Genomic DNA, 14421 nt, shown 5'->3' with positions numbered 1-14421 from the left:
ACCCCCTCGGGGGCCGGTCAACGGGTCCGCGCTCCCTGGGCGGCGCGGGACGGCGGCGCGGGACGGCGGCGCGGGACGGCGGCGCGGGACGGTGACGCGTCGCACACGGCGAGGGGCCGCCGAGGTGACCTCCGGCCTACCGGCGGGCCACGACCGCTGGCAGGATCGCAGGCATGTTCCCGGCTGCGACCCGAATCGGCAGACGACGGGCCCTGACCGGCTCGGCCGTCGCGCTCGTCGTGCTGGCCGTCCTGGTGTGGTGGCTGCAGCCCTTCAGCAGGACCCCGCCGAGCGGGGAGGTGGTCTTCGGCACCGGCACCAAGGCGGGCGTGTACCAGCTGTACGGCGAGAAGCTGCGCGGCGAGCTGGCGGTGGACATGCCGGACCTGTCGGTGGAGCTGAAGACCTCGCTGGGCTCCCAGCAGAACGTGGCGATGGTGGCCCTGGACAAAACGCAGTTCGCCATCGCCGCCGCGGACGCCGTCGAGAACTACCGCAACGACGGGAAGCCGGGGGCGCGGGACCTGCGCGGTGTGGCGCGTCTGTACGACGACTACCTCCAGCTGATCGTGCCCGTCGGCTCCAAGGTCCAGCACGTCGACGACCTGAAGGGGCTGCGGGTGGGGATCGGCCCCGACCACTCCGGCGTGCAGCTGATCGCCAACGGCGTCCTGCGGGCCGCGGGGCTGGACCCGGCCGAGGACGTGGTGCCGCACCGCGACGGCATCGACACCGGGCCCGGCAAGCTGGAGCGGGGCGAGATCGACGCCTTCTTCTGGTCGGGCGGCCTGCCCACCCGCGGGCTGGTGGACCTCTCCGAAAGGTTCGACTTCCGCTTCGTGCCCATCGAGAGCCACCTGGTCACCGCCCTGCACCGGCAGGACGACATGGTCGGACACCACTACCGCCCCGCCACCATGCCGGAGTCCGCGTATCCGCGGGCGATGAACGGCGAGCCGGTGGAGACCCTGGCCGTGTCCAACCTGCTGATCACGCGCAAGGACGTGGACCCGGAGCTCATCGAATGGTTCACCCGCACGGTGATCCGCAGCCGGGACGACATCGGCAAGGAGGTCCACGCCGCCCAGGTGGTGGACGTGCGCACCGCGGTCGACACCCACCCGCTGCCGCTCCACGAGGGCGCGCTGAACTACTACCGCTCGGTCAAGCCCTAGGTCCGGTGCGGGGCAGCTTCACCGTCGCCCTGAGGCCGTGCGGCGCGTGGTGCCCGAACTCCAGCGAGCCGCCCGCCGCGGCCAGCAGGGCCTTGGAGATCGACAGGCCCAGCCCGGAGCCGTTGACGTTCTGGTGACGGCCGCTGCGCCAGAACCGGTCCCCCACGCGCTGGAGTTCCTCGTCGGTGAGGCCCGGCCCCTCGTCGACCACGACCACCCTCGCGGTGAGGCCGTTCGCGGCCACCGAGACGTGCACCTGGCCGCCCTCGGGGGTGAACTTCACCGCGTTGTCGATCACGGCGTCCAGTGCGCTGGAGAGGGTGACCGGGTCGGCCCAGGCGGTGGTGGGAGGACAGGTGCCGGTCAGGGTGACGCCCTTGGCCTCGGCGGCCGGCGCCCAGGCGGCGACGCGTTCGTCGGCGAGCGCGCCGATGTCGGCGAGGCCCAGCTCCGGTTCGGCGTGCTCGGCGAGCGCCAGGTCCAGCAGGTCGTCGAGGACCTGCGTGAGCCGCTTGCCCTCGACGCGCACCGAGGCGATCTCCTCGTTGCCCTCGGGCAGTTCCAGCGCCAGCAGCTCGATCCGCAGCAGCAGGGCGGACAGCGGGTTGCGCAGCTGGTGCGAGGCGTCGGCGACGAACGCCCGCTGCTGTTCGAGCACCTGCTCCACGTGGTCCGCCATCTCGTTGAACGAGTCGGCCAGCCGCTGCAGCTCGGGCGGTCCGCCGGCCGCGGCGACCCGGGACTTGAGGCGGCCGGTGGCGATGTCGTGGGTGGTGGCGTCCAGCACCCGAACCGGCCTGAGCACCCAGTGGGTGAGGCGCAGCGCGGCGCCGACGGCGACCAGCATCGCCGCCAGCTCCCCGGCGGCGATCAGCAGCCAGCCGCGCAGGGTGCGGTCCCGCATGCCGTCGGTGGGCGAGTCGGTGACCACCACCGCGACCACGTCGCCGTCGCGGATCACCGGGGAGGCGACCACCAGCCGCCGGTCCTGCCAGGGCCACACCTGCGCCGGGTCGTGGCTGCGACGGCTCAGCCGCGCCTCCTCGAACGCGGTGCGCACCTCGCCGCCGCCCGGCAGCTTCCAGTCGTCGGGGGCGGAGGTCAACAGGTCGCCGTTGCGCTTGAAGACGCCGGCCCGGATGCCGTAGACGTCGTGGTAGGTCCGCAGCTCGCGGGTGAGGCTCTCGGCGCGCTCGCCGGCCGCCCCGTCCTTCACGTCACCGGGGGCCAGGGCGCGGACGAACTGGGCCAGGGCGGCGAAGCGGGCGGTGTCGTCGATCCGGTCGACCACGACGCGCTGCTGTTCGGCGGCCGCCACGCTCACGGCCAGGGGCACGCCCAGCGCGAGCAGCACGGCCGCCATCAGAACGATCAGCAGCGGAAGAAGCCTGGTGCGCACCCGTCCCCTAGGCGGCCGGGGCGACGAGTCGGTACCCGACGCCGCGAACGGTCTCTATCAGCGTCGGCCGGCGCAACTTGGAGCGGAGCGAGGCGACGTGCACCTCGAGAGTACGCCCGGTCCCCTCCCAGCTGGTGCGCCAGACCTCGCTGATGATCTGCTCGCGCCGGAAGACCACGCCCGGTCGCAGCGCGAGCAGCGCGAGCAGGTCGAACTCCTTGCGGGTGAGAGCCACCTGCGCGCCGTCGACGGTGACCTGCCGGGTGGACAGCTCGATCCGCACGGTTCCCAGGTCGAGCACGGTGGCGTCGGCGCCGCCGGTGGTGTCCTCGGGGGCGTGACGGCGGGCGACCGCGTGGATGCGGGCGAGCAGCTCACCGGTGTCGTAGGGCTTCACGACGTAGTCGTCGGCCCCCAGGTTCAGGCCGTGGATGCGGGAGCGGACGTCGGCCCGGGCGGTCACCATGATCACCGGGGTGCTGGTCCGCTTGCGTATGCGTCCGCAGACCTCGAAGCCGTCCTGGTCGGGAAGGCCGAGGTCGAGGAGGACGACGGCGAAGGCGGGTCCGCCGGGCACCAGCGCGCGCAGCGCCTCCTCGCCGTTGCGGGCGTGGGTGACGCTGAACCCGTGCCGGGCGAGCACCGCGGTCAGGGCCGCCGCCACGTGGTTGTCGTCCTCGACGAGGAGCAGTCTCATGATGTCCGGCCCTCCCTTCGGCCGCCCTGTCCGGCGCCGCTTCGCGACCGGAACTCCTACCGGGTACCACCCCGCCGACAGGTTTAGGAGCGCCGCGAAGGGTTTCGTTACCCACCCGGTACGGAGCAGGACGTCCCAACTACGGCTTGTGTCCGATTGCTATCCGATCGTGATGCTCAATTTCCGCTCAGAAGTAATGCGCTGGTAGGACCGGGTTATTAAGGTCCTCCGAAACCGAGGAGGACGGAGCCAGCAAACGATGACCGATGTAACGGTGGCCAAGGAAGATGCGGCCCCGGTCGGCGATCTCGTGGTCCTGAAGAACGTCAACAAGCACTTCGGCGCTCTGCACGTGCTCCAGGACATCGATCTGACCATCGCCCGCGGTGAGGTTGTCGTGGTCATCGGACCCTCCGGGTCCGGCAAGTCCACTCTGTGCCGCACCATCAACCGCCTGGAGACCATCGACTCCGGCGAGATCACGATCGACGACCGGCCCCTGCCCGCGGAGGGCAAGGAGCTGGCACGGCTGCGCGCCGACGTCGGCATGGTCTTCCAGTCGTTCAACCTGTTCGCCCACAAGACGATCCTCGAGAACGTCATGCTGGGGCAGGTCAAGGTCCGCAAGACCGACAAGAAGGCGGCCGAGGAGAAGGCGCGGGCCCTGCTCGACCGGGTCGGCGTCGGCGCGCAGGCGGACAAGTTCCCGGCCCAGCTCTCCGGCGGCCAGCAGCAGCGCGTCGCCATCGCGCGGGCGCTCGCCATGGAGCCGAAGGTGATGCTCTTCGACGAGCCCACCTCGGCGCTGGACCCGGAGATGATCAACGAGGTGCTGGAGGTCATGCAGCAGCTCGCCCGCGACGGCATGACCATGATCGTCGTCACGCACGAGATGGGCTTCGCCCGCTCGGCCGCGAACCGGGTCGTGTTCATGGCGGACGGCCGGATCGTCGAAGAGGCGGCTCCGGACCAGTTCTTCAGCAACCCCCGCAGCGACCGGGCCAAGGACTTCCTGTCCAAGATCCTGCATCACTGAGACCACCCCGCCGGCGTCACCGCCGGGAAGACTTCGAGGCGCCCGCGCCACCTCCCGCCGCCGGACACGTCCGGGGGCGGGTCGTATCTCCTCATCACGCAAAGGATGTTCACCATGCAGCTCCGCAAGATCACTGCCGCCTCCGCGGCCGTCGTCGCCCTGGCCCTGACCGCCACCGCCTGCGGCGAGGGCGCCGCCGAGAAGGACGGCAAGGGCGGCGGTGAGGGCGGCAAGGGCAAGATCACGATCGGCATCAAGTTCGACCAGCCCGGTCTCGGCCAGAAGACGCCGCAGGGCTACGCCGGCTTCGACGTGGACGTCGCGAAGTACGTCGCCAAGGAGCTCGGCTACTCCGAGAGCCAGATCGAGTGGAAGGAGTCGAAGAGCGCCGACCGCGAGAACATGCTGGACCGCGGCGACGTCGACTTCATCGCCGCCACCTACTCGATCAACGACGAGCGTGAGCAGAAGGTCGACTTCGCCGGCCCGTACCTGCTGGCCCACCAGGACCTGCTGGTCCGCGCCGACGACGACTCCATCAAGTCGGCCAAGGACCTGAACAGCAAGAAGCTGTGCTCGGTGACCGGTTCGACCTCCGCGCAGAACGTGAAGCAGAAGCTGGCCCCGAAGGCCCAGCTGCAGGAGTACCCGACCTACTCCGCCTGCCTCACCGGTCTGAAGAGCGGCGCCGTCGACGCGCTGACCACGGACGACTCGATCCTCGCCGGTTACGCCGCCCAGGACACCTTCAAGGGCCAGTTCAAGCTCGCCGGCCTGAAGCTGTCGAACGAGAACTACGGCATCGGCGTCAAGGAGGGCAGCGACCTCAAGGCGAAGATCAACAAGGCTCTCGAGAAGATGGTCTCCGACCAGTCGTGGCAGAAGGCGGTCGACACCCACTTCGGCCCGGCCAACTACGAGAACGAGCCCGCGCCGGCGATCGGCGACATCAAGAAGTAACGTCCAGCGGCCTCGTCACGGCGTCCTGTCCGCCCGGCCCCCGGCCGGGCGGACAGGGGCCGCCGCCCTTGAGCCAACCGACACGCGGAAGCGCGGGAGATCGTGTTCGACTTTCTTGAAGGTTATGACCTGCTGGGAGCCTTCTGGGTGACGGTGCAGCTCACCGTCTACTCGGCCATCGGCTCCCTGGTCTGGGGAACCCTGCTGGCCGGCATGCGGGTGGGCCCGGTGCCGCTCATGCGCGCCTTCGGCACCGCGTACGTGAACTTCGTGCGCAACATCCCGCTCACCGTGATCATTCTGTTCAGCTCGCTGGGGCTGTTCCAGACGCTCGAGGTGAAGCTCGGCGGTGACGTCAACACCGTCATCAACTTCCGGCTGTCGGTGCTCAGCCTGATCGTCTACACCTCGGCGTTCGTCTGCGAGGCGCTGCGGTCCGGCATCAACACCGTGCCGGTCGGACAGGCCGAGGCGGCGCGGGCGCTCGGCCTGAACTTCGGCCAGGTGCTGCGGCTGATCGTGCTGCCGCAGGCCTTCCGCGCGGCCGTGGGCCCGCTGGCCAACGTGCTGATCGCGCTGACCAAGAACACCACGGTGGCGGCGGTCATCGGTGTCGCCGAGGCCTCGCTGCTGATGAAGGAAATCATCGAGAACGAGGCGCAGCTGGTGCTGACGGGCGTGGTGTTCGCGTTCGGCTTCGTGTGCCTGACCCTGCCGACGGGTCTGCTGATGGGCCTGCTGGGCAAGAAGGTGGCGGTGAAGCGATGAGCGCGTCCGTTCTGTACGAGGCCCAGGGCCCGCGGGCCAAGGCCCGCAACATCGTCTACACGGCCCTCTTCCTGGTCGCCGTCGCGGTGCTCTTCTGGTGGGTCTACGGCGCACTCAAGGAGAAGGGCCAGCTCGACTGGGTCCTGTGGGAGCCGTTCACCGGCGGCGACATCTGGACGACCTATCTGCTGCCCGGTCTGGGGCACACCCTGCTGGCCGCGGCGCTGGCCCTGGTGATAGCCCTGCCGCTGGGCGCGGTCCTCGGCATAGCGCGGCTCTCCGACCACGCGTGGATCCGGAAGCCGGCCACCGTGGTGGTGGAGTTCTTCCGCGCCATCCCGGTGCTGATCCTGATGGTCTTCTGCCAGCAGTTCTACTACCTGTACACCGGCGTCAGCAGCGACTCCCGGCCGCTGTACGCCGTGGTGACCGGTCTCGTGCTGTACAACGCGTCGGTGCTGGCCGAGATCGTGCGTGCCGGCATCGAGTCCCTGCCCAAGGGCCAGTCCGAGGCGGCCCTGGCCATCGGCCTGCGCAAGAGCCAGATGATGCGGCAGATCCTGCTGCCGCAGGCGGTCACCGCGATGCTGCCCGCCATCGTCAGCCAGCTCGTGGTCATCGTGAAGGACACCGCGCTGGGCGGCTACATGCTGGCCTTCCCCGAGCTCCTGTCCAACGCGAACACGGCGAGCTCCTACTACGGCGCGAACATCATCCCCTGCCTCACGGTGGCGGCGATCATCTTCGTCCTGGTCAACTTCGCCCTCACCTCCTTCGCCGGCTGGCTGGAGAGGCGCCTGCGGCGCGGCAAGAAGTCCACCGGCGCGGTCGTCGCGGCCGGCGCGGTGGCCGAGCTGTCGACGCCCGGCGGTCACGAGGACGTGCGGAAGACCCCGTGATCCCGAGCCGGAACTGACGCAACGTCAGCCCCGAAAGTGCCCAGGTGGCACGGGAAGCATCCGACGGAGGCAGTGGCGGACCCGCCACTGCCTCCGTCGCTTGACGCGGACACCCGCAATGGGTTGCATAACCATGTGATCGCGCACTCTGCCCCACCCCCCTCCGCCCCTGTGCTCGTCGTGGGCGCGGGACCGGTGGGGCTCACCCTCGCGCTCGCGCTCGCGCGCCAGGGGGTCCCCTCGGTGGTCCTCGACGAGGGACAGGGCGGCGCGGAGCCGCGTCCGGCCCGCACGGTGGTGCTGCATCCGGACACCGCGGCGCTGATCACCCGGATCACCGGCGGAGGATTCGACCGGCTGGGGCTGCGCTGGAGCGGCTGGCGCGCGCTGCGCGGCCGCCGGACCGCCTTCGAGGCGACCTTCGAGACCACCTTCGGCACGTCCCACGGGACGGCCGACGGCGGCGCACGGTCCGGCGACGGCGCCCCGCTGCACCTCCCCCAGCACGCGCTGACCGGCGCGCTGCGCGCGGCGGCCGTGCGGGAACCACTGGTCACCCTGGTCCCGGAGAGCCGGCTCGACGCGCTGGAGCAGGACGCGTCCCAGGTCCGTGCCCGGGCCCGCTCGGCGCACGGCACCTGGTGGCAGGGCACCCACCTGGTCGGCTGCGACGGCGCCCGGTCCACGGTGCGCAAGCTGCTCGACATCCGCTTCCCCGGCCGTACCGCGGTGGAGCGGCACGCGGTGGCGACGCTGCGCGTCGACCTGCCCCTGCCGGGCACCGCGACCTTGCACCGCACCCCGCCGTGGCGGTCGTCGGCGCCGTTCGCCGGCGAGGTGGTGGGGCGCCCGTTGCCGGACGGGGCGTGGCGGCTGGACTGGCTGATGCCGCCGCCCCGCGACCCGGCGGCCGACCTGGTCACCGCCGACGTGCTGGTGGCGCTGGTGCGCGAGACGCTGGCCGGCTGGGACGACTCCGACCTGCCGCCGCCCTACGAACTGCTGGACACCGGGGTGCACACGGTCCACCACCGGCTCGCCCGGCGGTGGCGGCGGGGCCGGGCCTTCCTGGCCGGGGACGCCGCCCACCTGCTCGGCTCACTGGGCGGCCAGGGCCTCGAGGAGGGTCTGCGGGACGCGGAGAACCTCGCCTGGAAGCTGGCCTTCGTCCGGCGGGGCAAGGCGCCCGAGGCACTGCTGGACACCTACCAGGCGGAGCGGCGGGCGGCGGTGTCCGGCCGGCTGCGCGCCGCCGACCAGGCGCTGCCGATACTGCGCGGCGGCGGGCTGCGCAGCTACGTGCCGGGGACGGCGCGCGCCCAGGACGCCCTGCTGGTCGACGGTCATCTCGGACGCGGCGCTCTCGGCGGGCCGGGACGCTACGGGTCGTCACCGCTGATGCCCACACCGACGGACGCGGACGTGGTGGTGGACACGGCACCCGGCGAACTGGTGCATGACGCACGGGTCACCGCGGAGGACGGCTCCACCACCGGGCTGTGGGAGCGGCTGGACCGCGGCACGCTGTCGGTGGTGCTGGTCGCGCCCGGCACCGGGGTGTGGGAGCGGCGGCACTGGGCGGGCGCGGGCATCATGCCCGCCCTCGCCGAGGCGGTGCGGACCCTGCCGGCGCCCGCGGAACTGCTGGTCACCGAGGCGTATCCGGGGGCCCCGGCGCACACCGTGCTGCTGGTGCGGCCGGACGGCCGTCTGGTCACCGCGCTGTCGGGCGTCCGCCCGCAGCAGCTGCGGGCCGCGGCCGAGGCGGCGACCGGCGGGAACCTGACGGTTCCGGGCCCGGCCACGCCCGAGCCGGAGACGGAACGGGCGGGGGCACGCCAGGTGTCTTGATCACGAGCGCACGGCGAGGGCGGGCCCTCGATGGTCAGTCCTGAGGCGCCCACCGGGGGTCCGGGCTGAACGAGGGCTTGGCGTCGGTGTCCGCGAACAGTTCGACGTAGGGCTCGCCGCCGCCCACCTCGCCCCACAGGCAGAGCTCGCCGCCGTCGACGCGCAGGTCCAGGAGGAAGTGGATCTTCCCTCCTGTCCGCTCGGGACCGAGGATCCGCTCGTCGACGTACCCGAGGTCGTTCAGGGCGGCCCGCACGCCCTCGGGCGTGCGCTTCTCGATCGCCGCGACGGACTGCGTCACCCGCTGGACGTGGCGGTGGCCGGCACACCACTCGTAAGGGCTCAGCTCGAGACCGGACTGGGCGCTGTCCACCTGAGGCTCGACGAATCCCTCGGGCAGGGGTGTCACCGTCTCCTTCGGCTCGGGCGCGTCGTCCGTCACCGAGCCCTCGCGGGACGCGGGGCAGCCCCGGGCGACCTCGTCCAGCATCCCGGTGAACGCGGCGGGCGGGGCGGAGGCGGAGCGCCCGGCAGCGGCGACAGCGGCCGACTGCGACCGCTCACCGGCGCTCCGGCGGGCCTCGGCGGTGCCGGCCTGGCTGCCGCAGGCGGAGAGGACCAGGGACGCGAGAGCCGTCACCGCGAGCAGTCGGCCCGTGCGGCGGAAGCCCCGTGCGTTCTCCGTGGTGGCGTCGGTGGTCACAGCGGCTGCGGGGGACGCGATCTTTGTCATGCGCACAGTCTGCGGACGGGTGGTACCGCCCCACGTGAGTACGCGTACTCAACGGGACGCGCTCAGGTACTCGGACGGCCGACCGCGCGGACCGCTCAGTAGGCGTCGTCCCCGGACATGCCAGAGTACTCGTCGAACTCCAGCTCCTCCCCCTCGGTCTCCAGGGCCTCGCGGACCACGCGCAGGGCCAGGCCCTCCGGGTAGCCCTTGCGGGCGAGCATCCCGGCGAGGCGGCGTATCCGCTTGTCGCGGTCCAGCCCTCGGGTGGAGCGCAGCTTCCGGGCGACGAGGTCGCGGGCGGTGGCCTCCTCCTGCTCGCTGTCGAGCTGGGAGACCGCCTCGTCGATCAGCGAGGAGTCCACGCCCTTGGTCCGCAGCTCGCGGGCGAGGGCGCGCCGGGCCAGGCCCCGGCCGTGGTGCCGGGACTCCACCCACGCGCCGGCGAAGGCGCCGTCGTCGATCAGGCCCACCTCCTCGAACCGGGTGAGCACCTCCTCGGCGACGTCGTCGGGGATCTCCCGCTTGCGCAGGGCGTCGGCGAGCTGCTTGCGGGTCCGCGGGGACCCGGTGAGCAGGCGCAGGCAGATGCCCCGCGCCCGCTCGGCCGGATCCCCACGGTCACCGTCGTGAGCGATGCGATCGACCTGCTCGCCGCGCGTCCCGCGGCCCTTGCGACTGCCGCGACCGGGACGACGGGCCGGACCGGGCGGGCCGGCCTCGGTGTCGTCGGGGCCGGTCTCTCCGGCCCATTCGGTTCGGCGCGTCACGGATCAGCCCTTGGCCGCCGCGGCCTTGGCCTTGGTGGCCCGGGTGGCGGGAGCCGGAACGGCCTTCGCGGCGTCCGCGCCCTCCTCGGCGGCCGGCTCGGTGGCGGCCGCGGCGGCCTCCTCCTCGGTCGGCTTGATGACGCCGAGCTTGGTCTTGATCTTCCGCTCGATCTCCTCCGCCAGGGCGGGGTTGTCCTTGAGGAAGTTGCGGGCGTTCTCCTTGCCCTGGCCGAGCTGGTCGCCCTCGTACGTGTACCAGGCGCCGGCCTTGCGGACGAAGCCGTGCTCGACGCCCATGTCGATCAGGCCGCCCTCGCGGCTGATGCCCTGGCCGTAGAGGATGTCGAACTCGGCCTGCTTGAAGGGCGGGGCCACCTTGTTCTTGACCACCTTGCAGCGGGTGCGGTTGCCGACCGCGTCCGTGCCGTCCTTCAGGGTCTCGATGCGGCGGATGTCGATACGCACCGAGGCGTAGAACTTCAGCGCCCGGCCACCGGTCGTGGTCTCCGGGGAGCCGAACATGACGCCGATCTTCTCGCGGAGCTGGTTGATGAAGATCGCCGTGGTCTTGGACTGGTTGAGCGCGCTGGTGATCTTCCGCAGCGCCTGGCTCATCAGACGGGCCTGCAGACCCACGTGGCTGTCGCCCATCTCGCCCTCGATCTCCGCGCGCGGGACCAGCGCCGCGACGGAGTCGATGACGATCAGGTCGAGCGCGCCAGAGCGGACCAGCATGTCCACGATCTCCAGCGCCTGCTCGCCGTTGTCGGGCTGCGAGAGGATGAGGTTGTCGACGTCCACGCCGAGCTTGCGGGCGTACTCGGGGTCGAGCGCGTGCTCCGCGTCGACGAACGCCACCTGGCCGCCGGCCTTCTGCGCGTTCGCCACCGCGTGCAGGGTCAGCGTGGTCTTGCCGGAGGACTCGGGGCCGTAGATCTCCACCACTCGGCCGCGCGGCAGGCCGCCGACGCCGAGCGCCACGTCCAGGGCGGTCGAGCCGGTCGGGATGACCTCGATGGGCTCCTGGGTGCGGTCGCCCATACGCATGACCGCGCCCTTGCCGAATTGCCGTTCAATCTGCGCGAGGGCTGTTTCCAGCGCCTTCTCGCGGTCGGTTCCTGCCATGGGTTCCACCCGGTTTGCTTGAGTCGATCGCTTCACGTCAAAGACGCTAACGCCTGCCACTGACAACGCGCCCCGACGCCCGTCCACCCTGTGGAAAACTCGGGCACATCTCACCTCAAACCGTACAGAAGTACCGCTGCGAGACGGATGCCCGAGGACCACCGGCAGCCCCATAAGAATGCCTGTTCGATTTTCGTGTCAAATCATGCCGAGGGCGTGCCCGGTCCCGCCGGCTTCACACCCGGGAACCGCGCCGGAGCCCCCGGGCCCGGCGGAACAGCCCCCGGGCGGCCTCGTCCTCCGCCCCGCGCGGACGGTCGTGCACCCGCGGGTCGTCCGTCACGTCGTACCGCTTCACGTAGGCGCCCAGGAACGCCTGCAGGGTGGCCACCGCCGGGATCGCGATCAACGCGCCGACCGCGCCGAGCAGCGCGGTGCCGGCGATCACCGACCCGAAGGCGACCGCCGGGTGGATGTCCACGGTCCTCGCGGTCAGCTTCGGCTGCAGCAGGTAGTTCTCGAACTGCTGGTACACCACCACGAAGACCAGCACCCACAGCGCGTACCAGGGATTCACGGTGAAGGCGATCAGCATCGGCAGCGCGCCCGCGAGATAGGTGCCGATGGTCGGGATGAACTGCGACACCAGGCCCACCCACACCGCCAGCACCGGCGCGTAGGGCACACCCAGGGCCTGCAGCAGGACGTAGTGGGCCAGGCCGGAGATCAGCGCCATCAGGCCCCGCGAGTAGATGTAGCCGCCGGTCTTGTCGACGGCGATCTCCCAGGCGCGCAGCACCTCGGCCTGCTTGGCGGGGGGCAGCACGGAGCACAGCGCGCGCCGCAGGCGGGGGCCGTCGGCGGCGAAGTAGAAGGAGAACAGGGTGACCGTCAGCAGCTGGAACAGGCCGCCGAGGACCTGCGCGGACACGTCCAGCACCCCGCTGGCGCTGTCCTCGACGTACTTGCGCAGGCGGTCCGAGCTGAGCAGGCTCTCCTGGACGTCGACCCGGCGCAGTTCGGTGTCGAAGTGGACGTTGATCCAGTTGATCACCGAGTCCAGGTAGCCGGGGAAGTCCTCGATGATCCGGATGACCTGGTCGGCGAGCATCGTGCTCATCAGCGTGACGAAGCCGGCCGTGCCGGCCAGCACGCCGAGGAAGACCAGGCAGGCCGCCACGCCCCGCCGGATCCCGCGGGAGGCCATCCAGCTGACCGCGGGCTCGATGGCGAGCGCCAGGAAGAAGGCGATCAGCACGTTGATCAGCAGGCCGGTCAGCCGGTGGAAGGCCCAGCTGCCCAGCTGGAAGACGGCGACCAGGGACAGCGCGAGCACCATGGCCCGCGGCAGCCACCGGGGCATCCGGGCGGCACGGCTTCCGTCCGCCGCCGTGCCCGGCTCGTCACCGGCGGGCCGCGAGACGGCGTCCGGGGAGGCCGCCGGGGGCACGGCGCCGGTCGGCGCGTCGGCGACGGGGGGCGGTGGCACCTCGGGCCGCTGGGGCGGCACTCCGGCGTCCGTGGCGGCCGCCGTCACGTCCGCCTCCCTGCTGCTCCGCGTCCCCTCAGGCCCTGTCACGCCCCAAGTCTCGCCCACCCCGCAGCGGTGGGAACACTTCTCGGCGATTCAGCGCTTTTCCGGCGGGACGCCCATGGTGGCGCACACCGCCCGCCACACGTCCTTGGCCTCCCAGCCGGCGTCCAGAGCCTGGTGGACGGTGCGCCCGCCCAGCTCCGCCATCACATGGTCGCGCGCGAAGGAGTCGGCGTACCCCGGACCGAAGTGATCCGCCATCCGCTGCCAGAAGACCGTCAACCGCATGCCTCCAGTATCCGCCCCCACGGGTCACGCCAGCGCCCGCGCCCCCGCCGTGACGGCCACCGCGACGCCCACCACCACCAGGAACGGCGCCCGCAGCATCAGCGCCACGCCCGCCGCGCCCACGCCCAGCACCCTGGCGTCGAGCACCAGCTCCCGTCCGTCGCCGAACGTCTGCTGCGCCGTGAGCGCCGCCAGCAGGGCCACCGGGAGCAGCGCCGCGAGGCGCCGCACCAGCGGTCGCTGCAGCACGGCGGCCGGCACCAGCAGCCCGGCCAGCTTCACGGCGTAGCAGCCCACCGCAGTCAGCCCGATCGCGATCCAGACGTTCACTCCCGCTCCTCCCCGTGCCCTGCCCCGTCCGTGCCCGCGCCCGCATCCGCGTCCGCTCCCGCGCGGTCGTCGGCGGCACCCTCACCGGCCTCGTCGGCCCTCGCGTCCCGGGAGCCCCGTCGCCCCTGGACGAACAGCACCAGCGGCGCGGCAAGCCCCGCCACCAGCACCGGCACCCCGGCCGGCAGCACCGGCAGCAGACCGAGCCCGAGCACCACCGCGACCACGGCCACCGCCCGCTCCACCGTGCCGCGCAGCATCGGCGCCAGCAGGGCCAGGAAGACCGCGGGGCCGGCGGCGTCCAGGCCCCAGGCGTCGGTGTCCCCGAGGGCCTCCGCGCCCAGCGCGCCCAGCAGCGTCGTCACGTTCCACAGCACGTAGAGGGTGGCGCCGGTGACCGTGAAGCCGAGCCGGGCCGACCGCCGGTCGGGCTGCGCCAAGGCCACCGCCGTGGTCTCGTCGATCACCCACTGCGCCGCGACGGGCCGCACCGGACGCCGCAGCGCCAGCAACTGCGACAGGCGCAGTCCGTAGAAGGCGTTGCGCACGCCCAGGAAGAAGGCCCCGGCCGCCGCCGTGAAGGGGTTGCCCCCTGCCGCCAGTGCTCCCACCAGGGCGAACTGCGACGCGCCGGTGAAGATGAGCAGGCTCGTCATGCACGTCTGCAACAGGGTCAGTCCGGCGCCCGCGGAGGTCACTCCGAAGGCGAAGCCGGACAGCCCCACGGCGACGCCGACCCCGAGCGCGTCCCGGACCACCGCCGCGTCGGCCTTGCCGCCGTCGGTGTCCCCGGGCTCGGGACGTTCCGTGTGTGCTGTCTCGTGTGCCACGCACGCAGCCTAGGCAGGTGTGCCGCGAG

15 protein-coding genes are annotated in these 14421 nt (G+C 71.9%); 6 read left to right on the top strand and 9 right to left on the bottom strand.

The genetic code is table 11. From position 1 onward, the window contains the following. Nucleotides 1–173 precede the first annotated feature (173 nt). A complete protein-coding gene (locus ACFRAV_RS17640; protein WP_382556420.1) occupies nt 174–1175 on the top strand; it encodes a TAXI family TRAP transporter solute-binding subunit in 1002 nt (333 codons plus the stop codon). On the opposite strand, the gene ACFRAV_RS17635 is transcribed toward ACFRAV_RS17640, so the two are convergent. Together ACFRAV_RS17635 and ACFRAV_RS17630 are read right to left on the bottom strand one after the other, a co-directional pair. Continuing rightward, nucleotides 1165–2574 carry an ATP-binding protein gene (locus ACFRAV_RS17635; RefSeq protein ID WP_382556418.1) on the bottom strand — a complete coding sequence of 470 codons (1410 nt, stop codon included), beginning with the start codon at nt 2572–2574 and terminating at the stop codon, nt 1165–1167. The genes ACFRAV_RS17640 and ACFRAV_RS17635 overlap by 11 nt on opposite strands. Nucleotides 2575–2581: 7 nt before the next feature. After that, nucleotides 2582–3271 (bottom strand): response regulator transcription factor, encoded by a 690-nt coding sequence (locus ACFRAV_RS17630; RefSeq protein WP_382556415.1) that lies wholly within the window; start codon nt 3269–3271, stop codon nt 2582–2584. Between the two features lie 259 nt (nt 3272–3530). On the opposite strand from ACFRAV_RS17630, the gene ACFRAV_RS17625 reads away from it, so the two are divergent. The 5 genes from ACFRAV_RS17625 to ACFRAV_RS17605 all read left to right on the top strand — a co-directional run bounded on the left by ACFRAV_RS17625 (nt 3531) and on the right by ACFRAV_RS17605 (nt 8785). Then, complete coding sequence (locus ACFRAV_RS17625; RefSeq protein WP_382556412.1) at nt 3531–4307, top strand: amino acid ABC transporter ATP-binding protein; 777 nt, start codon at nt 3531–3533, stop codon at nt 4305–4307. A 114-nt stretch (nt 4308–4421) separates the two neighbouring features. Then, the gene (locus ACFRAV_RS17620) at nt 4422–5267 is read left to right on the top strand and encodes a glutamate ABC transporter substrate-binding protein (RefSeq protein ID WP_382556409.1); all 846 of its coding nucleotides are present in this window, start codon (nt 4422–4424) and stop codon (nt 5265–5267) included. A gap of 102 nt (nt 5268–5369) precedes the next feature. Further along, nucleotides 5370–6035 (top strand): amino acid ABC transporter permease, encoded by a 666-nt coding sequence (locus ACFRAV_RS17615; protein WP_382556406.1) that lies wholly within the window; start codon nt 5370–5372, stop codon nt 6033–6035. Next, a complete protein-coding gene (locus tag ACFRAV_RS17610; protein ID WP_382556404.1) occupies nt 6032–6934 on the top strand; it encodes an amino acid ABC transporter permease in 903 nt (300 codons plus the stop codon). The genes ACFRAV_RS17615 and ACFRAV_RS17610 overlap by 4 nt, the downstream gene beginning before the upstream one ends. Nucleotides 6935–7069: 135 nt before the next feature. Then, a complete protein-coding gene (locus ACFRAV_RS17605) occupies nt 7070–8785 on the top strand; it encodes an FAD-dependent monooxygenase (RefSeq protein ID WP_382556401.1) in 1716 nt (571 codons plus the stop codon). A 34-nt stretch (nt 8786–8819) separates the two neighbouring features. Here the strand turns inward: ACFRAV_RS17605 and ACFRAV_RS17600 are convergent, their stop codons facing one another. From ACFRAV_RS17600 to ACFRAV_RS17570, 7 genes are all read right to left on the bottom strand, one after another. Then, complete coding sequence (locus ACFRAV_RS17600; RefSeq protein ID WP_382556399.1) at nt 8820–9518, bottom strand: hypothetical protein; 699 nt, start codon at nt 9516–9518, stop codon at nt 8820–8822. Between the two features lie 95 nt (nt 9519–9613). Continuing rightward, entirely contained in the window at nt 9614–10285 is a 672-nt protein-coding gene (gene recX, locus ACFRAV_RS17595) for a recombination regulator RecX (RefSeq protein WP_382556397.1), read from the bottom strand. A gap of 3 nt (nt 10286–10288) precedes the next feature. After that, a complete protein-coding gene (recA, locus tag ACFRAV_RS17590) occupies nt 10289–11410 on the bottom strand; it encodes a recombinase RecA (protein WP_351117963.1) in 1122 nt (373 codons plus the stop codon). A 235-nt stretch (nt 11411–11645) separates the two neighbouring features. Beyond that, nucleotides 11646–12899 carry an AI-2E family transporter gene (locus tag ACFRAV_RS17585; RefSeq protein WP_382556497.1) on the bottom strand — a complete coding sequence of 418 codons (1254 nt, stop codon included), beginning with the start codon at nt 12897–12899 and terminating at the stop codon, nt 11646–11648. Nucleotides 12900–13037: 138 nt separating this feature from the next. Next, the gene (locus ACFRAV_RS17580; protein ID WP_351117964.1) at nt 13038–13232 is read right to left on the bottom strand and encodes a DUF3046 domain-containing protein; all 195 of its coding nucleotides are present in this window, start codon (nt 13230–13232) and stop codon (nt 13038–13040) included. Nucleotides 13233–13256: 24 nt separating this feature from the next. After that, nucleotides 13257–13562, bottom strand: a complete 306-nt coding sequence (locus tag ACFRAV_RS17575; RefSeq protein ID WP_382556393.1) for an AzlD domain-containing protein — start codon at nt 13560–13562, stop codon at nt 13257–13259. Further along, entirely contained in the window at nt 13559–14392 is an 834-nt protein-coding gene (locus tag ACFRAV_RS17570) for an AzlC family ABC transporter permease (RefSeq protein WP_382556390.1), read from the bottom strand. The genes ACFRAV_RS17575 and ACFRAV_RS17570 overlap by 4 nt, the downstream gene beginning before the upstream one ends. Nucleotides 14393–14421: the final 29 nt, after the last annotated feature.

It is taken from the genome of Streptomyces sp. NPDC056600 (genome assembly GCF_042792855.1).
In the GTDB taxonomy this organism is placed as follows: domain Bacteria; phylum Actinomycetota; class Actinomycetes; order Streptomycetales; family Streptomycetaceae; genus Streptomyces.
This window is presented reverse-complemented; position numbering and strand designations above follow the sequence as displayed.

Excerpts from the sequence above, each read along its gene's own strand:
- ACFRAV_RS17620 (WP_382556409.1), top strand. The coding sequence starts at position 4,422 with ATGCAGCTCCGCAAGATCACTGCCGCCTCCGCGGCCGTCGTCGCCCTG.
- ACFRAV_RS17625 (WP_382556412.1), top strand. The coding sequence starts at position 3,531 with ATGACCGATGTAACGGTGGCCAAGGAAGATGCGGCCCCGGTCGGCGAT.
- recA (WP_351117963.1), bottom strand. The coding sequence starts at position 11,410 with ATGGCAGGAACCGACCGCGAGAAGGCGCTGGAAACAGCCCTCGCGCAG.
- ACFRAV_RS17610 (WP_382556404.1), top strand. The coding sequence starts at position 6,032 with ATGAGCGCGTCCGTTCTGTACGAGGCCCAGGGCCCGCGGGCCAAGGCC.
- ACFRAV_RS17580 (WP_351117964.1), bottom strand. The coding sequence starts at position 13,232 with ATGCGGTTGACGGTCTTCTGGCAGCGGATGGCGGATCACTTCGGTCCG.
- ACFRAV_RS17600 (WP_382556399.1), bottom strand. The coding sequence starts at position 9,518 with ATGACAAAGATCGCGTCCCCCGCAGCCGCTGTGACCACCGACGCCACC.
- ACFRAV_RS17630 (WP_382556415.1), bottom strand. The coding sequence starts at position 3,271 with ATGAGACTGCTCCTCGTCGAGGACGACAACCACGTGGCGGCGGCCCTG.
- ACFRAV_RS17640 (WP_382556420.1), top strand. The coding sequence starts at position 174 with ATGTTCCCGGCTGCGACCCGAATCGGCAGACGACGGGCCCTGACCGGC.